Origin of the sequence: Qipengyuania sp. Mu-71, from assembly GCF_036867055.1 — a bacterium.
Taxonomy (GTDB): Bacteria; Pseudomonadota; Alphaproteobacteria; order Sphingomonadales; family Sphingomonadaceae; genus Qipengyuania; species Qipengyuania profunda.
This window is the reverse complement of the sequence record NZ_JBAJHR010000001.1, coordinates 536,156-555,886: the sequence shown is the minus strand read 5'-3', so window position 1 is coordinate 555,886 and position 19,731 is coordinate 536,156. Positions and strand designations below refer to the sequence as shown.

General features: G+C 63.8%; 32 protein-coding genes and 1 tRNA gene. 26 read left to right on the top strand and 7 right to left on the bottom strand.

The annotated features are described in order from the left end of the window. Positions 1-12: 12 nt before the first annotated feature. The 14 genes from V6B15_RS02760 to V6B15_RS02695 all read left to right on the top strand — a co-directional run bounded on the left by V6B15_RS02760 (position 13) and on the right by V6B15_RS02695 (position 4,790). Positions 13-165, top strand: coding sequence for a hypothetical protein (locus V6B15_RS02760; RefSeq protein WP_253522793.1), 153 nt, complete (start codon positions 13-15; stop codon positions 163-165). 107 nt (positions 166-272) lie between these two features. Continuing rightward, positions 273-1,070 (top strand): phage shock protein PspA, encoded by a 798-nt coding sequence (pspA, locus tag V6B15_RS02755; RefSeq protein WP_420493529.1) that lies wholly within the window; start codon positions 273-275, stop codon positions 1,068-1,070. 5 nt (positions 1,071-1,075) lie between these two features. Continuing rightward, a complete protein-coding gene (gene pspB / locus V6B15_RS02750) occupies positions 1,076-1,372 on the top strand; it encodes an envelope stress response membrane protein PspB (RefSeq protein WP_253522787.1) in 297 nt (98 codons plus the stop codon). Further along, positions 1,369-1,746 (top strand): envelope stress response membrane protein PspC, encoded by a 378-nt coding sequence (pspC, locus tag V6B15_RS02745; RefSeq protein ID WP_253522784.1) that lies wholly within the window; start codon positions 1,369-1,371, stop codon positions 1,744-1,746. The genes pspB and pspC overlap by 4 nt, the downstream gene beginning before the upstream one ends. A 24-nt stretch (positions 1,747-1,770) precedes the next feature. Beyond that, positions 1,771-2,082, top strand: coding sequence for a hypothetical protein (locus V6B15_RS02740; protein WP_253522781.1), 312 nt, complete (start codon positions 1,771-1,773; stop codon positions 2,080-2,082). Further along, positions 2,079-2,417 (top strand): hypothetical protein, encoded by a 339-nt coding sequence (locus V6B15_RS02735; protein WP_334199932.1) that lies wholly within the window; start codon positions 2,079-2,081, stop codon positions 2,415-2,417. Before V6B15_RS02740 ends, V6B15_RS02735 begins: the two co-directional genes overlap by 4 nt. Further along, positions 2,417-2,725 (top strand): hypothetical protein, encoded by a 309-nt coding sequence (locus V6B15_RS02730; protein WP_334199931.1) that lies wholly within the window; start codon positions 2,417-2,419, stop codon positions 2,723-2,725. The genes V6B15_RS02735 and V6B15_RS02730 overlap by 1 nt, the downstream gene beginning before the upstream one ends. After that, complete coding sequence (locus tag V6B15_RS02725; RefSeq protein ID WP_334199930.1) at positions 2,725-3,039, top strand: hypothetical protein; 315 nt, start codon at positions 2,725-2,727, stop codon at positions 3,037-3,039. The genes V6B15_RS02730 and V6B15_RS02725 overlap by 1 nt, the downstream gene beginning before the upstream one ends. Next, positions 3,036-3,311, top strand: a complete 276-nt coding sequence (locus tag V6B15_RS02720; protein ID WP_253522770.1) for a hypothetical protein — start codon at positions 3,036-3,038, stop codon at positions 3,309-3,311. The genes V6B15_RS02725 and V6B15_RS02720 overlap by 4 nt, the downstream gene beginning before the upstream one ends. Before the next feature lie 31 nt (positions 3,312-3,342). Continuing rightward, positions 3,343-3,585 (top strand): hypothetical protein, encoded by a 243-nt coding sequence (locus tag V6B15_RS02715; RefSeq protein ID WP_253522767.1) that lies wholly within the window; start codon positions 3,343-3,345, stop codon positions 3,583-3,585. Next, entirely contained in the window at positions 3,582-3,758 is a 177-nt protein-coding gene (locus V6B15_RS02710) for a hypothetical protein (RefSeq protein WP_334199929.1), read from the top strand. Before V6B15_RS02715 ends, V6B15_RS02710 begins: the two co-directional genes overlap by 4 nt. A 41-nt stretch (positions 3,759-3,799) precedes the next feature. After that, positions 3,800-4,207, top strand: a complete 408-nt coding sequence (locus V6B15_RS02705; RefSeq protein ID WP_334199928.1) for a SufE family protein — start codon at positions 3,800-3,802, stop codon at positions 4,205-4,207. Between the two features lies 1 nt (position 4,208). Continuing rightward, the gene (locus V6B15_RS02700; protein WP_442968995.1) at positions 4,209-4,559 is read left to right on the top strand and encodes a YbaN family protein; all 351 of its coding nucleotides are present in this window, start codon (positions 4,209-4,211) and stop codon (positions 4,557-4,559) included. Positions 4,560-4,631: 72 nt separating this feature from the next. After that, positions 4,632-4,790: a YqaE/Pmp3 family membrane protein gene (locus V6B15_RS02695; RefSeq protein WP_253522755.1), complete on the top strand. Its 159-nt coding sequence runs from the start codon at positions 4,632-4,634 to the stop codon at positions 4,788-4,790. Positions 4,791-4,802: 12 nt separating this feature from the next. Here V6B15_RS02695 and V6B15_RS02690 read toward each other — a convergent pair whose 3' ends face one another. From V6B15_RS02690 to V6B15_RS02680, 3 genes are all read right to left on the bottom strand, one after another. Next, the gene (locus V6B15_RS02690) at positions 4,803-5,066 is read right to left on the bottom strand and encodes a hypothetical protein (RefSeq protein WP_334199927.1); all 264 of its coding nucleotides are present in this window, start codon (positions 5,064-5,066) and stop codon (positions 4,803-4,805) included. 151 nt (positions 5,067-5,217) lie between these two features. Continuing rightward, positions 5,218-5,736 (bottom strand): sterol desaturase family protein, encoded by a 519-nt coding sequence (locus tag V6B15_RS02685; RefSeq protein WP_334199926.1) that lies wholly within the window; start codon positions 5,734-5,736, stop codon positions 5,218-5,220. 49 nt (positions 5,737-5,785) lie between these two features. Continuing rightward, complete coding sequence (locus V6B15_RS02680; protein WP_334199925.1) at positions 5,786-6,211, bottom strand: acyl-CoA thioesterase; 426 nt, start codon at positions 6,209-6,211, stop codon at positions 5,786-5,788. A 91-nt stretch (positions 6,212-6,302) separates the two neighbouring features. On the opposite strand from V6B15_RS02680, the gene leuC reads away from it, so the two are divergent. The 11 genes from leuC to V6B15_RS02625 all read left to right on the top strand — a co-directional run bounded on the left by leuC (position 6,303) and on the right by V6B15_RS02625 (position 13,450). Next, positions 6,303-7,754 carry a 3-isopropylmalate dehydratase large subunit gene (gene leuC / locus V6B15_RS02675; protein WP_334199924.1) on the top strand — a complete coding sequence of 484 codons (1,452 nt, stop codon included), beginning with the start codon at positions 6,303-6,305 and terminating at the stop codon, positions 7,752-7,754. A 13-nt stretch (positions 7,755-7,767) separates the two neighbouring features. After that, entirely contained in the window at positions 7,768-7,926 is a 159-nt protein-coding gene (locus tag V6B15_RS02670) for an isopropylmalate isomerase (protein WP_253522740.1), read from the top strand. Between the two features lie 26 nt (positions 7,927-7,952). Beyond that, the gene (locus V6B15_RS02665) at positions 7,953-8,795 is read left to right on the top strand and encodes an N-acyl homoserine lactonase family protein (RefSeq protein WP_334199923.1); all 843 of its coding nucleotides are present in this window, start codon (positions 7,953-7,955) and stop codon (positions 8,793-8,795) included. Then, positions 8,795-9,400 (top strand): 3-isopropylmalate dehydratase small subunit, encoded by a 606-nt coding sequence (gene leuD / locus V6B15_RS02660; protein WP_334199922.1) that lies wholly within the window; start codon positions 8,795-8,797, stop codon positions 9,398-9,400. Before V6B15_RS02665 ends, leuD begins: the two co-directional genes overlap by 1 nt. Continuing rightward, positions 9,397-10,395, top strand: coding sequence for an NADPH:quinone oxidoreductase family protein (locus tag V6B15_RS02655; protein WP_334199921.1), 999 nt, complete (start codon positions 9,397-9,399; stop codon positions 10,393-10,395). Before leuD ends, V6B15_RS02655 begins: the two co-directional genes overlap by 4 nt. Positions 10,396-10,462: 67 nt before the next feature. Continuing rightward, positions 10,463-10,789 carry a DUF1476 domain-containing protein gene (locus tag V6B15_RS02650; protein WP_253522727.1) on the top strand — a complete coding sequence of 109 codons (327 nt, stop codon included), beginning with the start codon at positions 10,463-10,465 and terminating at the stop codon, positions 10,787-10,789. Positions 10,790-10,793: 4 nt separating this feature from the next. Continuing rightward, positions 10,794-11,027, top strand: coding sequence for a BolA/IbaG family iron-sulfur metabolism protein (locus tag V6B15_RS02645; protein WP_253522724.1), 234 nt, complete (start codon positions 10,794-10,796; stop codon positions 11,025-11,027). A 36-nt stretch (positions 11,028-11,063) separates the two neighbouring features. Then, positions 11,064-11,396: a Grx4 family monothiol glutaredoxin gene (gene grxD / locus V6B15_RS02640; protein WP_253522721.1), complete on the top strand. Its 333-nt coding sequence runs from the start codon at positions 11,064-11,066 to the stop codon at positions 11,394-11,396. A gap of 325 nt (positions 11,397-11,721) precedes the next feature. Continuing rightward, positions 11,722-12,504, top strand: a complete 783-nt coding sequence (locus V6B15_RS02635; RefSeq protein WP_334199920.1) for an NUDIX hydrolase — start codon at positions 11,722-11,724, stop codon at positions 12,502-12,504. Between the two features lie 419 nt (positions 12,505-12,923). Continuing rightward, positions 12,924-13,196, top strand: coding sequence for a UvrB/UvrC motif-containing protein (locus tag V6B15_RS02630; RefSeq protein WP_334199919.1), 273 nt, complete (start codon positions 12,924-12,926; stop codon positions 13,194-13,196). After that, a complete protein-coding gene (locus tag V6B15_RS02625) occupies positions 13,193-13,450 on the top strand; it encodes a DUF3253 domain-containing protein (protein WP_334199918.1) in 258 nt (85 codons plus the stop codon). The genes V6B15_RS02630 and V6B15_RS02625 overlap by 4 nt, the downstream gene beginning before the upstream one ends. Before the next feature lie 60 nt (positions 13,451-13,510). On the opposite strand, the gene V6B15_RS02620 is transcribed toward V6B15_RS02625, so the two are convergent. Beyond that, positions 13,511-13,587: transfer RNA gene (locus V6B15_RS02620), tRNA-Arg, on the bottom strand. Positions 13,588-13,648: 61 nt separating this feature from the next. Between V6B15_RS02620 and V6B15_RS02615 the strand changes: the two genes are divergently transcribed. Continuing rightward, positions 13,649-14,374, top strand: coding sequence for a queuosine precursor transporter (locus tag V6B15_RS02615; RefSeq protein ID WP_334199917.1), 726 nt, complete (start codon positions 13,649-13,651; stop codon positions 14,372-14,374). Between the two features lie 60 nt (positions 14,375-14,434). Here V6B15_RS02615 and V6B15_RS02610 read toward each other — a convergent pair whose 3' ends face one another. From V6B15_RS02610 to V6B15_RS02600, 3 genes are all read right to left on the bottom strand, one after another. Beyond that, complete coding sequence (locus tag V6B15_RS02610; RefSeq protein WP_334199916.1) at positions 14,435-17,368, bottom strand: TonB-dependent receptor; 2,934 nt, start codon at positions 17,366-17,368, stop codon at positions 14,435-14,437. 203 nt (positions 17,369-17,571) lie between these two features. Then, positions 17,572-18,597, bottom strand: a complete 1,026-nt coding sequence (gene virB11, locus V6B15_RS02605) for a P-type DNA transfer ATPase VirB11 (RefSeq protein ID WP_442968994.1) — start codon at positions 18,595-18,597, stop codon at positions 17,572-17,574. Between the two features lie 12 nt (positions 18,598-18,609). Further along, a complete protein-coding gene (locus tag V6B15_RS02600) occupies positions 18,610-19,728 on the bottom strand; it encodes a TrbI/VirB10 family protein (protein WP_334199915.1) in 1,119 nt (372 codons plus the stop codon). Positions 19,729-19,731: the final 3 nt, after the last annotated feature.

The following is a 19,731-nucleotide window of genomic DNA, read 5'->3' as shown; positions in this document are numbered from 1 at the left end:
GGAGTTACCCAAATGTACAACCGCAGTTTCTTCCGCAGCCAGCTTGGACAGGCCGCCCTCGCCAGCATGGCAGCGATGGCCACTTTCGTCCTGCTGAGCTCGCAGATCGCGGTGACGGCGCCCACGCCGGTGCTGGCCGCTTACGAACAGGTCGAGATCGCATGACCCTGCCTCCCGATCATGATCCCCTAGGGCCGGAGAGTCGGTCCCCCGACAGTCCCCGCGGCAGCAATGCCGGCGACTCTCCGGCCCGCCCCGATCGCCAGCCGCGCTTGTCGCGTATCGAGGAAGAGGTAGAACGGCTCCGCCGGTCGCCGACTCCCACCCGCGACAGCGGACGGCCCAAGGCATCGGACTTTTTCTCCAGTGGAGCACCATTGATGGGCATTTTTAGCCGAACTCGCGATATCATCGCCGCCAATTTCAACGATATGCTGGACAAGGCGGACGACCCCCAGAAGATGATCCGCATGATCATCCTCGAGATGGAGGAAACGCTGGTCGAGGTCCGCGCGAGCGCCGCGCGCACCATTGCCGACCAGAAGGAAATGCACCGCCACACGGTCAAGCTCGACAAGCTCCAGGCCGACTGGAACGAGAAGGCGCAGCTCGCCATCTCGAAGGACCGCGAGGACCTCGCCCGCGCCGCGCTCGTCGAGAAGAAGAAGGCGGCCGACATGAGCGAACAGCTCAAGCAGGAAATCGCCGTGCTCGACGACGCCTTGCGCGCCTACGAGCAGGACATCCAGAAGCTGCAGAACCGCCTGCGCGAAGCTCGCAGCCGCCAGACCGCGATTGCCGCCCGGCTCGAAAGCGCGGAAAACCGCGTCAAGCTGCGCAGCCTGATGACCAATGAACGCGTCGACGATGCGCTGACGCGGTTTGACCAGCTCGAACGCCGGGTCGATTATGCCGAAGGCCGCGCCGATGCGCTGAGCATTGCCGACAATTCCGACAAGCCGAGCCTGTCGGACGAGATCGCCGCGCTCGAAGGCGCCGATGCGATCGACGACGAACTCGAACAGATGAAGAAGGCGCTCGGCAAGGGCAGCGCCGGCAAGGAGGACTGAGACCCATGGAAGAGATTATCATCATTCCCGCGATCTTCATCGGGCTTCCGTGGATCATCCTCCACTACATCACCAAGTGGAAGACCTCCGCGACGATCACCGGCGACGACGAAGCGCTGCTCGAGGAACTCTACAACCTCGCCAAGCGGCTTGATGACCGGATGGACACGGTCGAACGCCTGGTCGCCAGCGACAACCCCGAATTCCGTCCCGGCCGCATCGTCCACGACAGCGAGCAGGACAACCAGCAGCTGCGCGAACTCGAGCAGCTGATTGCCGAGAAAAAAGGAGCCAAGCTGTGAACAGCCCCCGCACCACGCTTTACCGTGACAAGCAGAACGCGAAACTGATGGGTGTCTGCTCGGGCATCGCGGATTACACCGGCGTCAACGTCTTCTGGGTCCGGCTCGGCTTTCTCGGCCTGACCTTCATGTCCGGCGGCTCGACCATCCCGTTCTACTTCATCGCCGGCCTGCTGCTGAACAAGAAGCCCGCGCACCTCTATGTCGATCGCGAAGAGCAGACCTATTGGCAGCGCGTGCGGCAGAACCCGAAGCGCACCGCCCGCGAAATCCGCGCGCGAATGAAGGACGTCGATCGCCGCTTGGCCGATGTGGAGACCTTCTATGTCAGCAACAATCCGCGCCTGACCGCCGAAATCGAACAGCTGCGCTGAGCGAGCGAGAGGGGGAGAAATCACATGGAAAACATCGGAGTATTCATCCCGATCATCGCGCTGATGATCCCGATCGTCGCGATCTGGACCAAGCATCAGCAGAAGCTGGCCGAAATGAACGTCCAGACCACCGCGCAGGCAACTGCGGAAAAGGCGGCCCAATACGCCAGCCAGGTGCATGATCTCGAAGACCGCGTCCGCGTGCTCGAACGTATCGTCACCGACAAGGGCTACGACGTGGCCACACAGATCGAAGCGCTGCGCGACCAGCGCAACGTTGAGGAACATGGCAGCGGCGTGCCGCTGGGCATCAAACAGGGAGAACAGGCGCTATGAACTGGGGAGGACCTGAATTCGTGCTCGCGATCATCGCGCTGAGCACCGGCGGCTGGCTGCTGAACAACTGGATCCGCGCCAAGCACGGTTATTCGCTCGAGGATGAATGGGGCGGCAAGACCGAACGCAGCGACACTGCGGAAACCAAGGCGCTCAAGGCCGAGAACCGCCAGCTGCACGACAAGCTCGACACCATGCAGGACCGCATGGTGGTGCTCGAAAAGATCGTCACCGAGCGCGGCTATTCGCTGCATGACGAAATCGAGGCGCTGCGCGACAAACCTGCAAGCGATGCGGGCGTGCCGCTGAACATCAAGCGTGGGGAGAAGGCATAATGGAATTCATCACCGAAACCACCGTGATCGGCGGCGTGATCGCCATGTCGCTGGCCTGGATCGCCAACACCTGGATCCGCGTCAAGAACGGCTACCCGCTTGAAAACAGCTGGGGCAAGTCGGTCTACCCGAAGAACGACCAGGCGGTCGAACGGGTCAAGCTGCTGACACAGGAAAACGCCGAACTGCGCGCCGAACTCGGTTCGGTCAAAGACCGGCTTGGCAATGTCGAACGCATTGTGACCGACAGCGGCTATCACCTGACGCATGAGATCGACCGCCTGCGCGACGGCACGGAGGCCAACTGATGGACGGCGATCTCGCCCTGATCTTCGGGTTCATCCTGGCCATCGTGATGCTGGTGCTGCCCTTCGCCTATTTCATCAACCAGCGCGTGCAGGAGCACGAGGAACGCAAGCTGGAACTGGAAGCGCGGGCGGAGGAAGCCAAGGCCGAACAGCTGCGGTTCTCGAACGGCGATTACAGCAAGATGGAGGAGCGCGTCCGCGTGCTCGAGCGGATTGCCACCGACGGCAACCATACGCTGGCCTCGCAGATCGAGGAACTGCGCGATCTCCATGAACTGGAAGACCGCGTCGCACCCCGCGAGACGGCGCAATGAGTTTCTGGACCGCCGTTGTCGTAATCGTGGCCATCAGTGCGATCGCCGGGGTTTTGCGGGACCGCTACAAGGCGATCGGCCGCGCCGAAAAGGCGCGGCAGGCCGAGCCCGAAGAGCGGATTTCCGCTGCGGAGAAGCGCGAGGTCGAGGAACTGCGCGAGAGGATCAAGGTGCTCGAGCGGATCGCCACCGACGGCAATTCGCTCGACGCAAGCGAAACCAAGAGGATTGCCGCCGAAATCGAAGCCCTGCGCGACCAGCGGGCGGATTGAGGACGGCAAGGTTCAAGGAGGACATGAGGTAATGTTCGAACCGACAATGATAATCGCCGGCGCTTCGCTGGTCGGCCTGACCATCGTCGCGGCAGCCCTGCTGCGGGGTTGGTACGGGTGGCTGGCTCTCAAGCGCCAAGAGCTTGAACGGCACTACACCGGCACCGAAGAGCGCGAGACGGGATCGTCGATCGGCGCGGCGCGGATCGAACTGGCCGACCTCAAGGAGCGGATCAAGAAGCTCGAGGCCATCGCCAGCGGGGTGGATCTGTGACCGTCGTACGGACCGACGCCGCGCGCGCCGGAACCGGCCTCGGCACGGCCATCGCGGTGGCGATCAGCTGGAGCCTGCACCAGTCGATCGTCTGGGCAGTGATCCACGGGTTTTTCGGCTGGTTCTATGTCGCCTATTTCGCATTCACCCGGCCCGGAGGGCTGACCGGCTGAGGCCGATGGACGCCTGCCGACCGGCCCGCTAAGGGCGCGCCATGCGCACACTTTCCGACATTGCCGAAGAATATACCTTCCTCGAAGGCGACGAACGCTATCGCCTGCTGATCGAACTGGGCCGCGAGCTCGAAGCCATGCCCGCCGCGCTCAAGACCGATGCCACGCTGGTGCGCGGCTGTTCGGCGCAGGTCTGGGTCTATCCCACGGGCGAGGCGGACCAGCTCCATTTCCTCGCCGACAGCAATGCGGCGATCACCAAGGGCATTGTCGCGCTGGTGATTGCTGCAGTGCAGGACAAGCCCGCGGATGAAGTCGCCACGATGGACGTCGCCGCCGCGCTTGATCCCTTCGATCTCAAGAACCAGCTGTCGAGCAACCGTACGCAGGGCGTGCCCAACATGATTGCGCTGGTGAAGGAACATGCCGCGCGGATCGCGGCCGGTTGAATTGAAGCGGCCGATTTACAAGGGCCTCGGCTTCTTGGCTGTCGGGCTTGGCGCCGTGGGCGCGGCGCTGCCGATCATGCCGACTGTGCCCTTCCTCCTGCTGGCGGTCTATTTCTTCGCCCGGTCGAGCCCCGAACTCGAACAGAAGATCCTCGATCATCCGCATTGGGGCCCGCATGTGAAGGACTGGCGCGAGCGCCGCGCGATCAGCCGCCGCTCGAAGACCATGGCGATCGGCGCGATGGCGACCGGCGCGGTGTTCACCTGGTTTACGCTGGGCCACCCCTGGTACTGGATTTCGGTGGCGGTGCTGGTGATCTGCGGGAGCTGGATCGCCACGCGCAACGAATAGGCCGGCGGAACCGCGTGCGTCCCGGCCCGTTGATGACCCGAACGACGGAGGGACGACAAAAGGACATTCCCCATGGCAATTCTCATTCTTATCGCGACCATCCTGCTGCCCCCGCTCGGCGTCGCCGCCAAGCACGGGCTCGGCAAGACCGCGCTGCTCAATCTGGTGCTGACGCTGCTGGGCTATATCCCCGGCCTGATCCACGGATTGTATGTAAATTACGCCAAATAGACCGTTCGCCAGCTAGAATGGCATTCCCGAGGCCGGGACCGTTTCAGCGGTCTCGGCCTCTTGCGTTTCCGTAGCGCGTTCCTCGCGCTGCATTTCGAATGTCCCGTTCATTTCCGCGAGGCTCCACATGCCGGTGACGGTCATGCCGTCCCGCGACATCTGCCCGACGTAATCGACGGGGTTTTCGTACCCTTGTGGAGGGTCGATATAAATCTTGGTGAAATCGACCGAGCGTCCGCTGCGATGGCCCGAGATCATGGCGCCGATGGTCTGCATGGGCCGGAACAGGTCCGGCTCGATCAGCTCCCCGCTGAAGCTGCCACCGCTCTCGGCAATGCGTAGGCGGAAAGGTGTAACGGCCTCGCCACCGGGATAGCTGTAACTGCCGTCCCAGTTGCCGGTGAGGTCGCACGCGTCGACTATCGGATCAGGCTCCGGCGCTTTCGCGAACCACGGCGATCCCTGCTTCGCGCTGGCGCCTGAGTTCCGCTTTCAGCTTGGCCGGATCGCGCGCGAAGACGAAGCCGAAGCTGACCCCGCCCTCCTTGCCGATGGTGGCATGATGCAGCTTGTGCGCCTGAACCAGCCGCTTGGCGTAGCCTCGCTTGGGCACCCAGCGGAAATAGCGCTGGTGAACCAGCCCATCGTGCACCAGCGTGTAGATGATGCCGTAGAACAGGATGCCCAGCCCGATCCAGGTGCCCGGCCACCAGGCGCCCTCGCCCATCACCCACTCGCTGCCCACGGCGAACATCGAAATGCTCATCGCCGCGCCGACGATGGCGTAGAGGTCGTTCTTTTCGAGCAAATTGTCATGCGGTTCGTGGTGGTCGCGGTGCCACCCCCAGCCGAAGCCATGCATGATGTATTTGTGGCTCGCCCAGGCAACCCATTCCATCGCAAGGACGGTCGCGAACACGATCAGCGCGGGGACGAGGAAACTCATGGCACCGATATAGGCGCTCCGCCGCGGTAGGCAAAGCCCGCGCCGCGGCTTACTCGCCCGTGTGCGGTTCCTGCTTGCGCGGCAGGCCGAAGAAAGTCTCGGCAACTTCGCGGCTGATCCGCGCCGGCCGCAGGCTCTTGGCGTCGATGCAGCACCACATGCTCTGCACTTCGGCCAGCACGTCTTCGCCGCGGCGAATCACCGTGTTGTAGAAACTACGTGCGCCGGCGATCTTTTCGAGCACCGTTTCGGCGATGACATCGTCGTGGAGGAAGGCCGGACGGCGATAGGTAATCTCGTGCTTGAGCGCGACCCACGCCTTGCTCGCCACCTCCTCGGCCGGGGCAAGTTTCTGCCAATGCGCGAGGACGGTATCCTGCACCCAGTTCAGGTAGCGCGCGTTGTTCACGTGCCCCATGAAATCGATATCGTCGGGCAGGACCCTGATCGGAAAGGTGAATGGCTTTGCTGACATTGATGTCAATAGAGCAGCAAAAGGTTAAGTTTGGAAGACTCTTGTTTTGCCATTTTGCGCCATCGCCATTCCTGCCGCACATTCCGCCGCGATGGCCAGCAAACCGCGCACACTCTATGAGAAGATCTGGGACCAGCACGTTGTCGAACGGCGTGAGGACGGCACCTGCCTGATCTATATCGACCGCCACCTCGTGCATGAGGTCACCAGCCCGCAGGCGTTCGAGGCGCTGCGGCTGGCGGGCCGGACGGTGCGCCGCCCCGATCTGACGCTAGCGGTCCCCGATCACAATCTGCCCACATCGCCGCGTGTGGCCGCCGACGGATCGCGCATTCCGATCGAGGATGCGCAAAGCGCCGCGCAGCTGGCGGCGCTGGAACGCAATGCCCCGTCCTTCGGGATCGACTATATCGATGCCACCGCGCCCGCGCAGGGGATCGTCCATGTGGTCGGCCCCGAACAGGGCTTCTCGCTGCCGGGCGCCACCATCGTGTGCGGCGACAGCCATACCGCGGCGCATGGCGGCGTCGGCGCGCTCGCCTTCGGGATCGGCACCAGCGAGGTCGAGCATGTGCTGGCCACGCAAACGCTCCAGTTGCGCCGTTCCAAAGCGATGGAAATTCGCGTCGAAGGCCGGCTTGGTCCGGGCGTCACGCCCAAGGATCTGATCCTCCATATCATCGGCGTCATCGGCACCGCGGGCGGGACCGGTCATGTGATCGAATATCGCGGTGCGGTGTTCGAGGAAATGAGCGTCGAGGGCCGCCTGACGGTGTGCAACATGAGCATCGAGGGCGGCGCGCGCGCGGGCCTGATCGCCCCCGACGACACCGTGTTCGATTACCTGCGCGGCCGCCCCTACGCGCCGGAAGGCGAAGCCTGGGACCGCGCGGTCGCCTGGTGGCGCACGCTGACAACCGATGACGGGGCCGAGTTCGACAAGAGCGTGGTGATCGACGCTGCCGCGATCGAACCCACGGTCAGCTGGGGCACCAGCCCCGAAGACGTCGTGCCGGTGGGCGGCACCGTCCCCTCGCCCGACAGTTTTGCCGATCCGTCGAAGCGCGAGGCAGTGCGCAAGAGCCTCGAATACATGGGTCTCGAACCGGGTACGCCGATCGAGGATATCGCGGTCGAGAACATCTTTATCGGCAGCTGTACCAACAGCCGGATCGAGGATCTGCGCGCTGCGGCGAAGGTGCTCGAAGGCCGCACAAAGGCACCCAACGTGCGCTGGGCGATCGCCGTCCCGGGATCGGGGCTGGTCAAGCGCCAGGCCGAGGCCGAGGGGCTCGACAAGATTTTCACCGATGCGGGTTTCGAATGGCGCGAACCGGGATGTTCCGCCTGCCTGGCGATGAACCCCGACAAGGTCCCGCCGGGCGAACGCTGCGCCTCGACCAGCAACCGCAATTTCGTCGGGCGGCAGGGTCCGGGGTCGCGCACGCATCTCGTCAGCCCGGCAATGGCTGCCGCCGCCGCCGTTACCGGGCGGCTCGCCGATGTCCGCAAGCTCACCCCTTGCCAAGCAGCCGACGGCTGACCATTGAGAACCGATGACCAAGAAGCTTTCCGGAAAAGCCGCCATCGCCGGGGCTATCGGCTCCGCCGCCGTCGCCGCCGCGCTGCTATATGCGAACAAGCGCAAGGAGAGGAAGCGCGGGCCGCAACAGCCCGGTCCGATTCCTTCGGGAGAGAATCCCGAAACCGATTGAGGTCGCGCGTCACAGGGGAGAGAGACATGTCGCCGAAATCAGGATTGCTGGCCGCGCTTGCCGCGGTGCTCGCCATGCCGGTCGCGGTTTCCGCGCAGGAAGCAGCGGATATCGAAATGTGGCGGCTGGATTGCGGGACGCTCGAATTGAGCGACACCGGGCCGTTCTCCGACACGCATCTCTACGACGGCCAGCCCCGCCGACTGACTGACAGTTGCTACCTGATCCGCAACGGCACCCGCTACCTCTTGTGGGATACGGGCCTTTCCGGTGCGCTCAAGGGCACGAGCGAAACGCGCGGCGTGTTCACCTCGAGCGTCGAGCGTACGATCGTCGAACAGCTCGGCGACCTCGGTCTCGCCCCCGCCGATATCGCGATGGTCGGGATCAGCCATTACCACAATGACCATATCGGCCAGGCAGCCGACTTCCCCCATGCCGAACTGCTGATCGGTGCGGGCGACGCGGATGCGGTGATCGCGCACGGGCGCGAGGAAACGATCGCCCAGCTCGCCCCGTGGTTTGGCGAGGACGCAAGCGGCAAGGTCACGCGGATCGCAGCCGATCACGACGTGTTCGGAGACGGCACGGTCCGGATGATCGCGACGCATGGGCATACGCCGGGTCACAAGGCACTGGTGGTGGAGCTGCCGCGGATGGGCACTTACATGCTGACCGGCGATCTTTATCATTTCGAGGAGCAGATCGAGAACGAGGGTGTCCCCACCTTCAACACCGACCGCGCCGATACGCTGGCTTCGTTCCATCGTTTCAACCAGATGGCCGACAGTCTCGACGCCACCGTCGTGGTGCAGCACGACCCGCGGCATGTCGAACGCCTGCCCGCCTTTCCGGGCAGCGCAAACTGATGAGAGCCGTTTCCACCATCGAAGGTCGGGCCATCCCGCTCGGCCTCAAGAATGTCGATACCGACGTCATCATCCCTGCGCACTGGCTCAAGACGGTCAGCCGCGAAGGGCTTGGCCAGGGCGCGTTCGAGACCATCCGCGCGGCCCCCGGCAACCCCTTCGATGTCGAGGATTTCGCACAGGCGCCGATCCTGATCGCGGGCGATAACTTCGGCTGCGGATCGAGCCGCGAACATGCCGCATGGGCGATGCTCGATATGGGGCTCGATGCGGTGATCGCCCCCAGTTTCTCGGACATTTTCGCGGGCAATGCCTTCAAGAACGGCATCCTCGCGGTCGAATTGCCGCAGGACCAGGTCGACCGGCTGCTCGATGTCGCGCAGGACCATCCGATCACCATCGATCTGGAAAACCAGGTCGTCACCACCGAATTCCAGGACCGGTTCACTTTCGAGATCGACCCGTTCCGCAAGCGCTGCCTGCTCGAAGGGCTCGACGAGATCGGGCTGACGCTCGGCAGCGCCGACGAAATCACCAGACACGAACAAATGCGCGAGGGCGCCATGCCCTGGCTCGATAAACCGCATAGGAGAGATGCAGCGTGAAAGCAGTCCTTTCGAAGGAAGTCGGCGGACCCGAAACCCTCGTCGTCGAGGATATCGCCGAACCCACCGCCGGCAAGGGCGAGGTGCTGGTCAAGGTTGCCGCCTGCGCGATCAATTTCCCCGACACGCTGATCATCCGCGACATGTACCAGTTCAAACCGCCCCGCCCGTTCGCGCCCGGTGGCGAGATTTCGGGTACGATCGAGGCACTGGGCGAAGGCGTCGAGGGCTTCGCCGTCGGCGACCGCGTGATGTGCGGCGTCGGCAATGGCGGGCTGCAGGAAAAGGTCGCGGTGGCGGCGGAACGCCTGTTCAAGGTGCCCGAGGGGATCGACCTGGTGAAAGCCAGCGCGCTGTTGATGACCTATGGCACCACGATCCACGGCCTGAAGGATCGCGGCGACATCAAGGAGGGCGAAACCGTCCTCGTGCTGGGCGCTGCGGGCGGTGTCGGCCTGTCGGCGGTCGAACTGGCCAAGGCCTACGGCTGCCGCGTCGTCGCCGCGGTCTCGACCGAGGAAAAGGGCGCAGTCGCCAAGCAGCACGGCGCCGACGAAGTGGTCATCTATCCGCGCGCGCCGTTCGACAAGGATACCTCCAAGCAACTGGCGAGCGAATTCAAGACGGCCGTCGGCCCCAATGGCGCGGATATCGTCTATGACATCGTCGGCGGCGACTATTCCGAACCCGCACTGCGCGCTATCGCCTGGGAAGGCCGCTTCCTCGTGATCGGTTTCCCCGCCGGGATCGCCAAGATGCCGCTCAACCTCACCCTGCTGAAAAGCTGCGACATCCGCGGCGTGTTCTGGGGCGCCTTCACCGCGCGCGAGCCCGAGCGGAACCAGCGCAATATCGAAGAACTGTTCGACCTGTGGAAAGCGGGCAAGATCAATCCGCTGGTCAGCGAGACCTATCCGATCGAACGTGCGCATGAGGCCATCGCCAAGCTCGAAAATCGCGGCGCGATCGGCAAGCTCGTCGTAACGATGGAATAACCGCCCTTGCGAGGTGGGGGGGCCGCGCCTATTCCGGCCCCCGACATTCCATCCCGAGAGGACCATCATGACCGATTTCAAGGATCGCGAACGCGGCGAGGAAGCCAAGTTCGCCTTCGACGAGGAAAACGCCTTCAAGATCGCCGCCCGCCGCAACCGCCTGGTCGGTGAATGGGCGGCAGGTCTGATGGGTCTGACCGACGAAGAAACCGACGCCTACAAGAAGGCTGTGGTGCAGGCCGATTTCGAGGAAGCCGGCGATGAAGACGTGATTCGCAAGCTGCTGGGCGATTTGACCGCCGCCGAATGCGATGTCAGCGAAGCCGACATCCGCACCAAGCTGGAAGAGTGCGCCGTCGAGGCCCGCCGCCAGTTCATGTCCGACGGGGCCTGAACCTATGCCGATGGCCGCTGCAGACATCGTCGCGCTGATCGAGGAAGCGCTGCCCGGCGCACAGGTCGAGATGCGCGACCTCGCCGGCGACAACGATCATTGGGCCGCCAAGGTGACTGCGCCGCAGTTCGCCGGGCTGACGCGGGTCAAGCAGCACAAGCTGGTGTACGACGCGCTGGGCGGGCGCATGGGCGGCGAACTGCACGCCTTGCAACTGACCACGCAAGCCCCCACCTGATTCTCCGCAACTCGAATTCATACAAAGGACGGACCCATGTCCGATACCAACCAGCGCATCGCCGACATCGTCGGCGGCAAAGACGTCGTCCTGTTCATGAAGGGCACCCCGCTGTTCCCGCAATGCGGCTTTTCGAGCCGTGCGGTGGCGATCCTCGACCATTGCGGTGTCGCCTATGACAGCGTCGATGTGTTGCAGGACATGGAAGTGCGCCAGGGCATCAAGGCCTATTCCGACTGGCCGACCATTCCCCAGCTTTACGTCAAGGGCGAGTTCGTCGGCGGCAGCGACATCATGATGGAGATGTTCGAGGCCGGCGAATTGCAGCAGATGATGGATGCGAAAGCCGTGGCCAAGGCCGAAGGCTGAGGCACGCCGGGCGCGTCCTTTAGGGACCGCGCCGCGCAATTACCGGCTCCAGAACGGGTAAGGCCCGCCCGGTGGGACTACCGGGCGGGCCTTTCGTTCGTTCTGAGGGTACCGGGTGTGGAGACCTTGGGTTGGCACCCCCGTGAAGACTTGAACGGGACACGTGAATATATGCATGCGCCGTGCCAAACGGGCCCGTTCGCGGGTTTCCGCGCCTCCAGATGGTAAACGCGTTTTTAGTCGCGTCGCTTAGTGTAAAGTTCCCCGACAGCCACCGTTTACCTTTGCGCTTGGCAAGCAGCGCGGCCCCCGCCACAACATGCACATGAGCGAGCACACCGATACCGGGGCCAATGGTATCCCCGCCGCAACCGTCGTCATCTTCCGCAATGCGCCGCAGGGTGGCCCTCCGGAGATCTTGATGACCATCCGTTCGCGCGAGATGGTGTTCGCCGGCGGCATGGCGGTGTTTCCGGGCGGCCGGGTCGACCCGGCCGATTTCGATCTCGGCGCCAGCATGGGCGGCCCGCTCGACCCCGACGAGGCCGCGCACCAGGTTGCGGTGGTGCGCGAAACGCTCGAGGAAACCGGGCTGGTGATCGGCCTGACCGGCGAAATCGATGCGGCAAAAGCGCGTGCGGCCCGCAACTTCTTGCAGGAAACCGGCGAACTTGCGCCGGTCCTCGACCATTTCTGCTGGGAGCTCGATCTCGACCAGCTGGTCCCCTTTGCCCGCTGGTTCCCCAAGAACGAGCGCATCCCGCGCGTCTTCGACACGCGTTTCTACCTTGCCGATCTCGGTACCGGCGCGGTCGAGATCGAGGCCGATCTGTCGGAAAACACGCATCTGTTTTGGACCAGCGCGCAGGGCGCGCTCGATGCCGCCGAACGCGGTGAAATCAAGGTGATCTTCCCCACCCGCCGCAATCTCGAACGGCTCGCACTGTTCGGCAGCTTCGCCGAAGCCTCGGCGCAGGCCCAGGCCATCCCGGTGCGCACGATCACTCCTTTCATCGGCGAAAAGGACGGCACGTCCTGGCTGAACATCGGCGAGGAGTTCGGCTATCCCGTCACCGCCGAACCGATGGACAAGGTCGCGCGGGGATAGCGTCAGCGGCTGACGCGCAATCCTTCCGCTCTCTCTGTCTTGGTCACTCGAGCCGGGGATAGGGAGTGGCCCGAGGCGAGGATGTCAGTCTCGGATTTGGCTACATTCCCCCGCGGAACCCCGTACGCCAGGACTGATCGTAGTCGGTCTGGGCATGCGCTTCTGATTGCGGGAGGGTGGGGCTTGCCCCTTCCCTCTTCGTTTGCAGGGGGTTCGACGAGCGAACGAACGCTCCAGCCGTGAAATGGCGCATTGCGCAGGGCAATGACCGCTCCAGAATTCACCCTTCCGGTTCGGGTGATCCCCTCGGTCCCGCGTGAATGCCATCGATGTCCCGCCAAGGCGGTCATCTGCGACATCTCAATTACCGGAACCGGGGCGTCATGGTACCAGAAGCCCCATTCGTGCGTTGAAGGGCAATGACCAAGACCATCGAGGATCTTCAACGCGATATGGAGGCGGCGGCCCACGCGCTCGATTTCGAGGAGGCGCGGCGAATTCGTGACCGCATCAATCTTTTACGCGGCGGATCGGATGCTGCCGAGGCCGCCGAGGCCGACACGTCGGGACTGGTCCGCCAGAAGCCTGGCGCCATGGGGCTGGGATCGAGCCGGCAGCGGCCGATTCCTCCGCCAGACTGGAAGCCGCCGCCGAAGCCCGATCTCATGACCTCCGGCCGGAAACGCAAGTGACGGTCGGCGTCGCCAACACCGCAGTACTGACCCTGCTTGCCGAACGCGCGCCGGATACAACGATATGTCCTAGCGAAGTGGCGCGTAAGATCGCTTGCGACGATGCGGCAGACTGGCGTTTGGCCATGCCGCTTGTCCATGAAGCGGTCGATCAATTGTTCGACCGGAAAATCATCAGACTGAGCTGGAAAGGTAGATTGCTCCCGGCGCGATCCGGACCCTATCGGATTGGCCGCGCGAACGACAGCCAATAGGATAGCCAAAGGTGACCCTGGACGACCGGGATTAGGGCGCATTGCTGTCGCAAGGGTAGTTGGCGCGCCCGGCAGGACTCGAACCTGCAACTCCAAGCTTAGAAGGCTCGTGCTCTATCCAGTTGAACTACGGGCGCGCTCGGGGGGTGCCATAACGCGCCTTTCGCGGCTGGCCAATCGGCACTATCCGTGTTTGTGATGGAAAACGCCCCGCCGAGCCCGCCCGCACCGCAGTTCCGCTATTACGACTTGGTGATGGCGGCCTTCGTCACCATCCTGCTGCTGTCGAACCTGATCGGCGCGTCCAAGCCGAGCTATGTCACGCTGCCGCTGATCGGCGAATGGTCGTTTGGCGCAGGCGTCCTGTTCTTTCCCGTCAGCTACATCATCGGCGACATCCTGACCGAGGTCTATGGCTACGCCCGCGCGCGGCGGGTGATCTGGACCGGCTTTGCCGCGCTGTTGTTCATGGCCTTCATGGCGTGGGTGGTAGTGCAATTGCCACCCGCGGCGGGCTGGCCCGGACAGGAATCCTATGAATTTGTGTTCGGCAATTCGTGGCGCATCGTGCTGGCATCGATGGTCGCCTTCTGGGTCGGCGAATTCGCCAACAGCTATGTCCTCGCCAAGATGAAGGTGTGGAGCAAGGGGCGGCATCTGTGGATGCGCACGATCGGGTCGACCGTGGTCGGCCAGGGGCTCGACAGCCTGATCTTCTACCCGCTGGCCTTCTGGGGCCTGGCCGGTTGGCCGGTCGAGCTCTTGTGGCAGGTCGTGCTGTCGCAATGGGCGATCAAGACGCTGTGGGAAGCCTTGCTGACGCCGGTGACCTATGCCGCGGTCGGGGTGCTCAAGCGCGCCGAGCAGGTCGAGGTGTTCGATACCGAAACCGATTTCTCGCCCTTCGCCTCCGCCGGGCGCTGAGCCATGTGAAAAGGGGCGACCCGCAGGCCGCCCCTCCCTCCCCCATGGAGCTTGTCGGTTCTAGAACTTCGCGCCCACCGCGATGCCGTAGCGGCGCGGGTCGAGCGTGAAGATATTGCTGAACAGGCCCGAGCTGGCATCGGTGACGTAGAGACCGGTCACCGAATCGCTGTCGAAGATGTTCTGGACGAAACCGCGGACGAACCATCCGTTGTCGGCGCCGTTGAGCTGGATCTGCGCATTCGCCTGAACGAAGGGTTCGATCCGGTTGACGTTGCCATTGAAGACATTGCCGAACTGTTCGCCGGTATAGGCCAGGTCGAAGCGCGGAACGAGCGTCATGCCATTGTCGAAATCGGCGGTGTACTGCACCCCGACCGAGGCCTTGTACTCGGGCGCCTGCGGCAGCTTGTTGCCACGCAGGTTGACTTCGACCCCGGGGCTAAGGACGTCGAGCGCACCGAGTGCGGCGAACGCCGGATTGGCGGTTTGCGCATCGAGCACGCTACAGATGCTGAAAGCACCGTTCGAAGCGATCCCGCCATCGGCAGGGAACGGGCCCGGTGCCTGCAGGCCGAGCCCGCTATTGACGAGGCCGACGAAGGTGTTGGCACCGGCACCGGTTACCGCGCACAGCGCGCCATTGGTGATGTCCTTGACGATCACCGCAGTGGGGTCGCCGCCGCCCGGATCGCGCGGGTTGCTGAAGAACTGGTCGCCCGCCACCTTCGCGTTGAGGTAGCTGACATTCATATTGATCAGCCAGTTGTAGCTCGGCCGCAGGATGGTTTCGAGTTCGAGGCCCCAGATATTGGCGTCGATGGTTTGGTTGACCGAGGTCCGCGCAACGATGCTCGAAAGCTGCAGGTCCTTGTATTTGTAGTAGAAACCGGTGAGGTTCACCTGTGCCGCGCCATCAAGGAAGGTGTTCTTCGACCCCAGTTCGAACGCGTCGATCTGTTCCGAACCGAAGTTGTCGGGGACCTGGAAAATCGGCTGCAGCGGCGGGTTGATACCGCCCGATTTGTAGCCGCGCGAATAGGACGCATAGAGATGGCTATCGGCTGACAGTTCATAGTCGATCACGAAGCGGCCGGTGATCTCGTTGAAGCTGACCGAGCGTTCCTGGAAGGCTTCGCATCCGGCAACCGAACCGATCGCGCCAACCGGTGACGCCGCGGAACAGACCGTGCCCGGATCGGCATCGAACTGCGCCCCGAACGGCGTGGCGAAGGGATCGCCCGAACCATAGGGAACGAGGAAGTTCGCCAAAGTCGAACGTGCCTGAACCGTCTTGCTGTCGTCATTGTAGCGCAGGCCCGCGGTGACCTGCAGCCGGTCGGTCACATCGATATACGCTTCACCGAAGATGCCGAAGCTTTCGAGCGAGAAGTCGCTCGAATTGTTGCGGAAGAAGGATGTGCCGAGATAGCTTGGCGGCAGTCCCGCGCTCAGCGAATTGAACGAGCCGAGAATGCCGGCGACATAGTCGATGGCAAAGCTGTTCACGTAATAGCTGTTCTCCGCCAGATCGGCTTCGGCATAGATGCCGCCCAGCAGAAAGTTGAACGGTCCTTCGAAGTCGGAGGAAATGATCATTTCCGCCGACCAGGAGGTGTTTTCCGAATTCGACCGGTCGAGCTGCGGGCCGCTCGGGGTACAAATACGCTGGCCATCGAAGGCGCCGAGATTGTCGAGCCGCGTGTCCGACGTGCACAGATTGCCCGAGCCGTCGAAGATCGCATCGACGATCGGCTGGAAATAGCCCCCGGTGCCCGGTCCTAATGCCCCGCCGGCAAGTGCCTGGAGCGTCGGGAAGGCGACGGCGGCGTTGGGCACCTCGCCCACGCCGTTGTTGTAATCCTGCCGGGAATCAACCGCTGTTTCCTGATAGGTCCCGGTCATGCCAAGGCGGATCGGGCCGAAATTATGCTCGAAATGCGCCTGCAGCTGCAATTCGTCGGTGAAGTATTCGGGCGTGAATTCGGTGTTGACCACGCGCACATCGGGCGCCTCGACGAAATTGGCATAGGCGTCGGGGCCATAGAGGCTGTTGAGGCCAAGTGTGCCCGGAATGCCGTTGATGGTCAGGAATTCGGACGATCCCAGCGTGCCGGTGAAGGTCGAATTGGCATTGGTCTTGGCAAAATCGCGGCGGTTGTTGAGACAGCCGAGCACGCCCGTGGGATCGCGCTGGCACAGCTGCTTCTGGATCCGCATGCGATTGTCGTCTTCGCGGAAATAATAGCCCATCAGGTCGATGGTGGTATCGGCGCCGGGTTCCCAGCGCAGCGAGCCGCGGATCGCATACATGTCGCGGTCATCGATCCGGCTGTTGTCGAAGGTGTTGCGGGTGAAGCCGTCGCGGTTGAGGTAGAAGCCCGCTGCGCGGAAGGCAATCGTATCGCCCAGCGGCACGTTGAGCATGCCCTTGACCTTGATACTGTTGTAATTGCCGTATTCGAACTCGCCGGCGCCGCCAAAGCTGCCGAGTTCGGGCTTGGCGGTCACGACATTGACCACACCCGATGTCGCATTGCGGCCGAACAGCGTGCCTTGCGGCCCGCGCAGCACCTCGACCCGTTCGAGATCGAAATATTCGGTTTCGAACAGGCGGGTAGCGAAAAGCGGCGCCGAATTGAGATGCACCGCGGTTGCACTGTCACACGACACACCGACGCACAGATCGCCGATCCCGCGGATGGTGAAGCTCGAAGCGGTGAAATTGCTCTTGGTGAAGGAGACATTGGGTAGCGTCAGCTGGAGATCGCTGGCGTTCTCGATCTGCTGTGCCTCGAGCGCCGCAGCATCGAAGGCGCTGACCGCGATCGGCACTTCCTGCAGCGACTGGTTCTGGCGCTGCGCGGTAACGATGATGACATTGGTGCTGAACCGCGGATCTTCGAGATCATCGCCGGTTGCATCCTGCGCGAACGCCGGAAACGAAATAGCGCTCGCGCAAATACCCGCGAGCAGGGAAGCCCGTACCCTCATTAACCCTCTCCTCTCAATGTGGCCGTCTTTGCGGCCTACGGTGCCATTGCTATCACACATTCGTATGCACGCAAGCGCCGGCGCATTATTATTGCGCAAAACAGGGGCGAATTTTGGCAAGTGTTATGCGGAAAGCGCATTCCGATGCGCAGCTGACGCTACGGCATGGTCACGTTTTTTTCGCGGGTACGGATTTACCGCACTCAGACCAGCGTGCGGCTTTCGGCGATCTGCACGATCCCGCGCTTGCCCGATCCGTCGCGTCCAAGCTGAACGAGCACGTCGATCACGCTGGCGGCATAGGCGATGGTGTCGGTCCGGGTGAGACCGATTCCCGTCTGCATCACCATCAGCGAAAGCTGTTCGAGCGCCCCGCGCAGCGAATTGGCATGGATGGTCGAGAAACTACCCGGGTGGCCGGTGTTGATCGCGCGCAGGAAGCTGACGCTTTCCGCCCCGCGCAATTCGCCCAGCACGATCCGGTCGGGTCTCAGCCGCAGCGCGGCCTGCAGCAATTCGTTGGCAGTCACCTTGGCCTCGCCCAGTTCGCCCTTCACCGCGACCAGCCCGACGCCGTTTTCGCCGGGCAGCCTGAGCTCGGGCGTGTCCTCGACGAGCACGACGCGTTCGTGCCGCGGGATTTCGCCGAGCATGGCGTTGAGGAACGTGGTCTTGCCGGTGCTGGTGCCGCCCGACACGAGGATCGTGCGGCGCTGGCGGATTGCCTCGCGCAGGAAGGCGACCGGCTCTGCCTGCGCATCTGGCATGGCGCCCTGCTCCGCCGGGGCCAGCGGGCCGGTGTCATAGGCGTCGAGCGGCAGGTCGAGACGGCGGTGGCGGCGGATCGCCATGGCCCAGTGCTTGCGCGCCGCGGGCGGGCCGCAGAACTGCACGCGCGCGCCGCCGGGCAGCGTCGCGCCAAGCAGCGGATGCTCGCGGTTGATCCCCTGGTGGCTGACCCGCGCGACCTGCTCGGCCAAGCGCTGGATCAGCCGGTCGTCGATGTCGGGCCGGATGATCTTCTGCATCCCGCCAGCCGCCGCATCCTCGACCCACACCTCGCCCGGCTGGTTGACGAGGATTTCGGTCACCGTGTCGCGCTCGAGCCATTCGCGGAACGGCGCGAGATAGGCATCGAGATAGACGCTGCGTTCGCCATGCAGGTCCACGCCCGGCGCGTGGGCTTCCGGATTGTCGTCCGGGTTGAAGGGGTGGATATCGGCGCTCACGACAGGATGGGCTCAGCTGACCGAGGTGAAGTCCAGATCGCGCGCGGTGAAGATGCGGATCGGTTCACCCTGCCGCACTCGTACCGTCGGGCCGCGCTGGCCATCCTGCTGCGCCGCAGTGGCCGCAGCCGAGGAACTGGCCCCGCCGATCAGCACGCCGGCCGCACCGCCCGTGGCGAGCGAGCCGACGCCGCCGACGACCGACAGCAGCATGGCCGAACCGAAACGCTTGAAGAAACCGTCGCCCGAGACCTTGCCCGCAAGCCCGGTGGTGCCGTCAAACCCGATCGCGGGCGATGCGAGATTGACCGAGGCGCCATCGGGCCGGATCAGCCGTGTCCAGATGACATAGGCGCGTTTCTGGCCGTTCTGCAGGCCCGACTGGTACTGGCCGATCAGCCGCGAGGACCGCGGGACCAGTACCTTGGTGCCATCGAAGCTGCGCACGTCCTGGCTCACCACCGCGCGGACATAGCCCGGCACATTGGTGTCGATCGCGGTTTCGAGGATCGCGGGGATCAGCGTGCCCTGGGTGACCGTGGTCGCGGGATTGACCATTGCCTTGGCCTGCGCGGGCGAGCCGCCGACACCGCCAATGCGGCTGGCGAAATCGCTCGCGGCATTGCCCGTCGAGCCCGCGGCCTCGCCAGCGGCGCTCGCTTCGCCCAGCGCCAGTGTCGCGGGCGCGCTACCGGCATCGTAGACGACGGTCGGATTGGCATAGGGGTTGGCGGCAAGCCCGGGCTGCGGCTGCGCTGCGAGAACCGGCTGCGGTGCGGGATCGGGCCGCGGCGCCTGCGCTGCGAGTTGCGCCGGAGGCGGCGTTACCGCTGCGGGGGGCACCACCGGGGCGGCTTCGACCGGAGCCTGCTGGCCGCCGATGCCTTCGGGAGGGGCGACGCGGGCGGAGTTCATGCTCCACAAGGTGACCAGGCCAAGACCCGCGACAATCGCAATCCCCGCGACGAGGCCGAGCGCGTCGGACTTTCCCGCAGGGCGCGCCACGGCTGGAAAGGCATTGCGCTGGGCGAGGTCGATGACTTCCGCATCCGCGCCGTCGCGCGGGTCGAAATCGTTGGCGATCCCGTTGTCGCCCGGCTTCTTCTCGGGCAGTCGCATGGCAAGACGCATCGG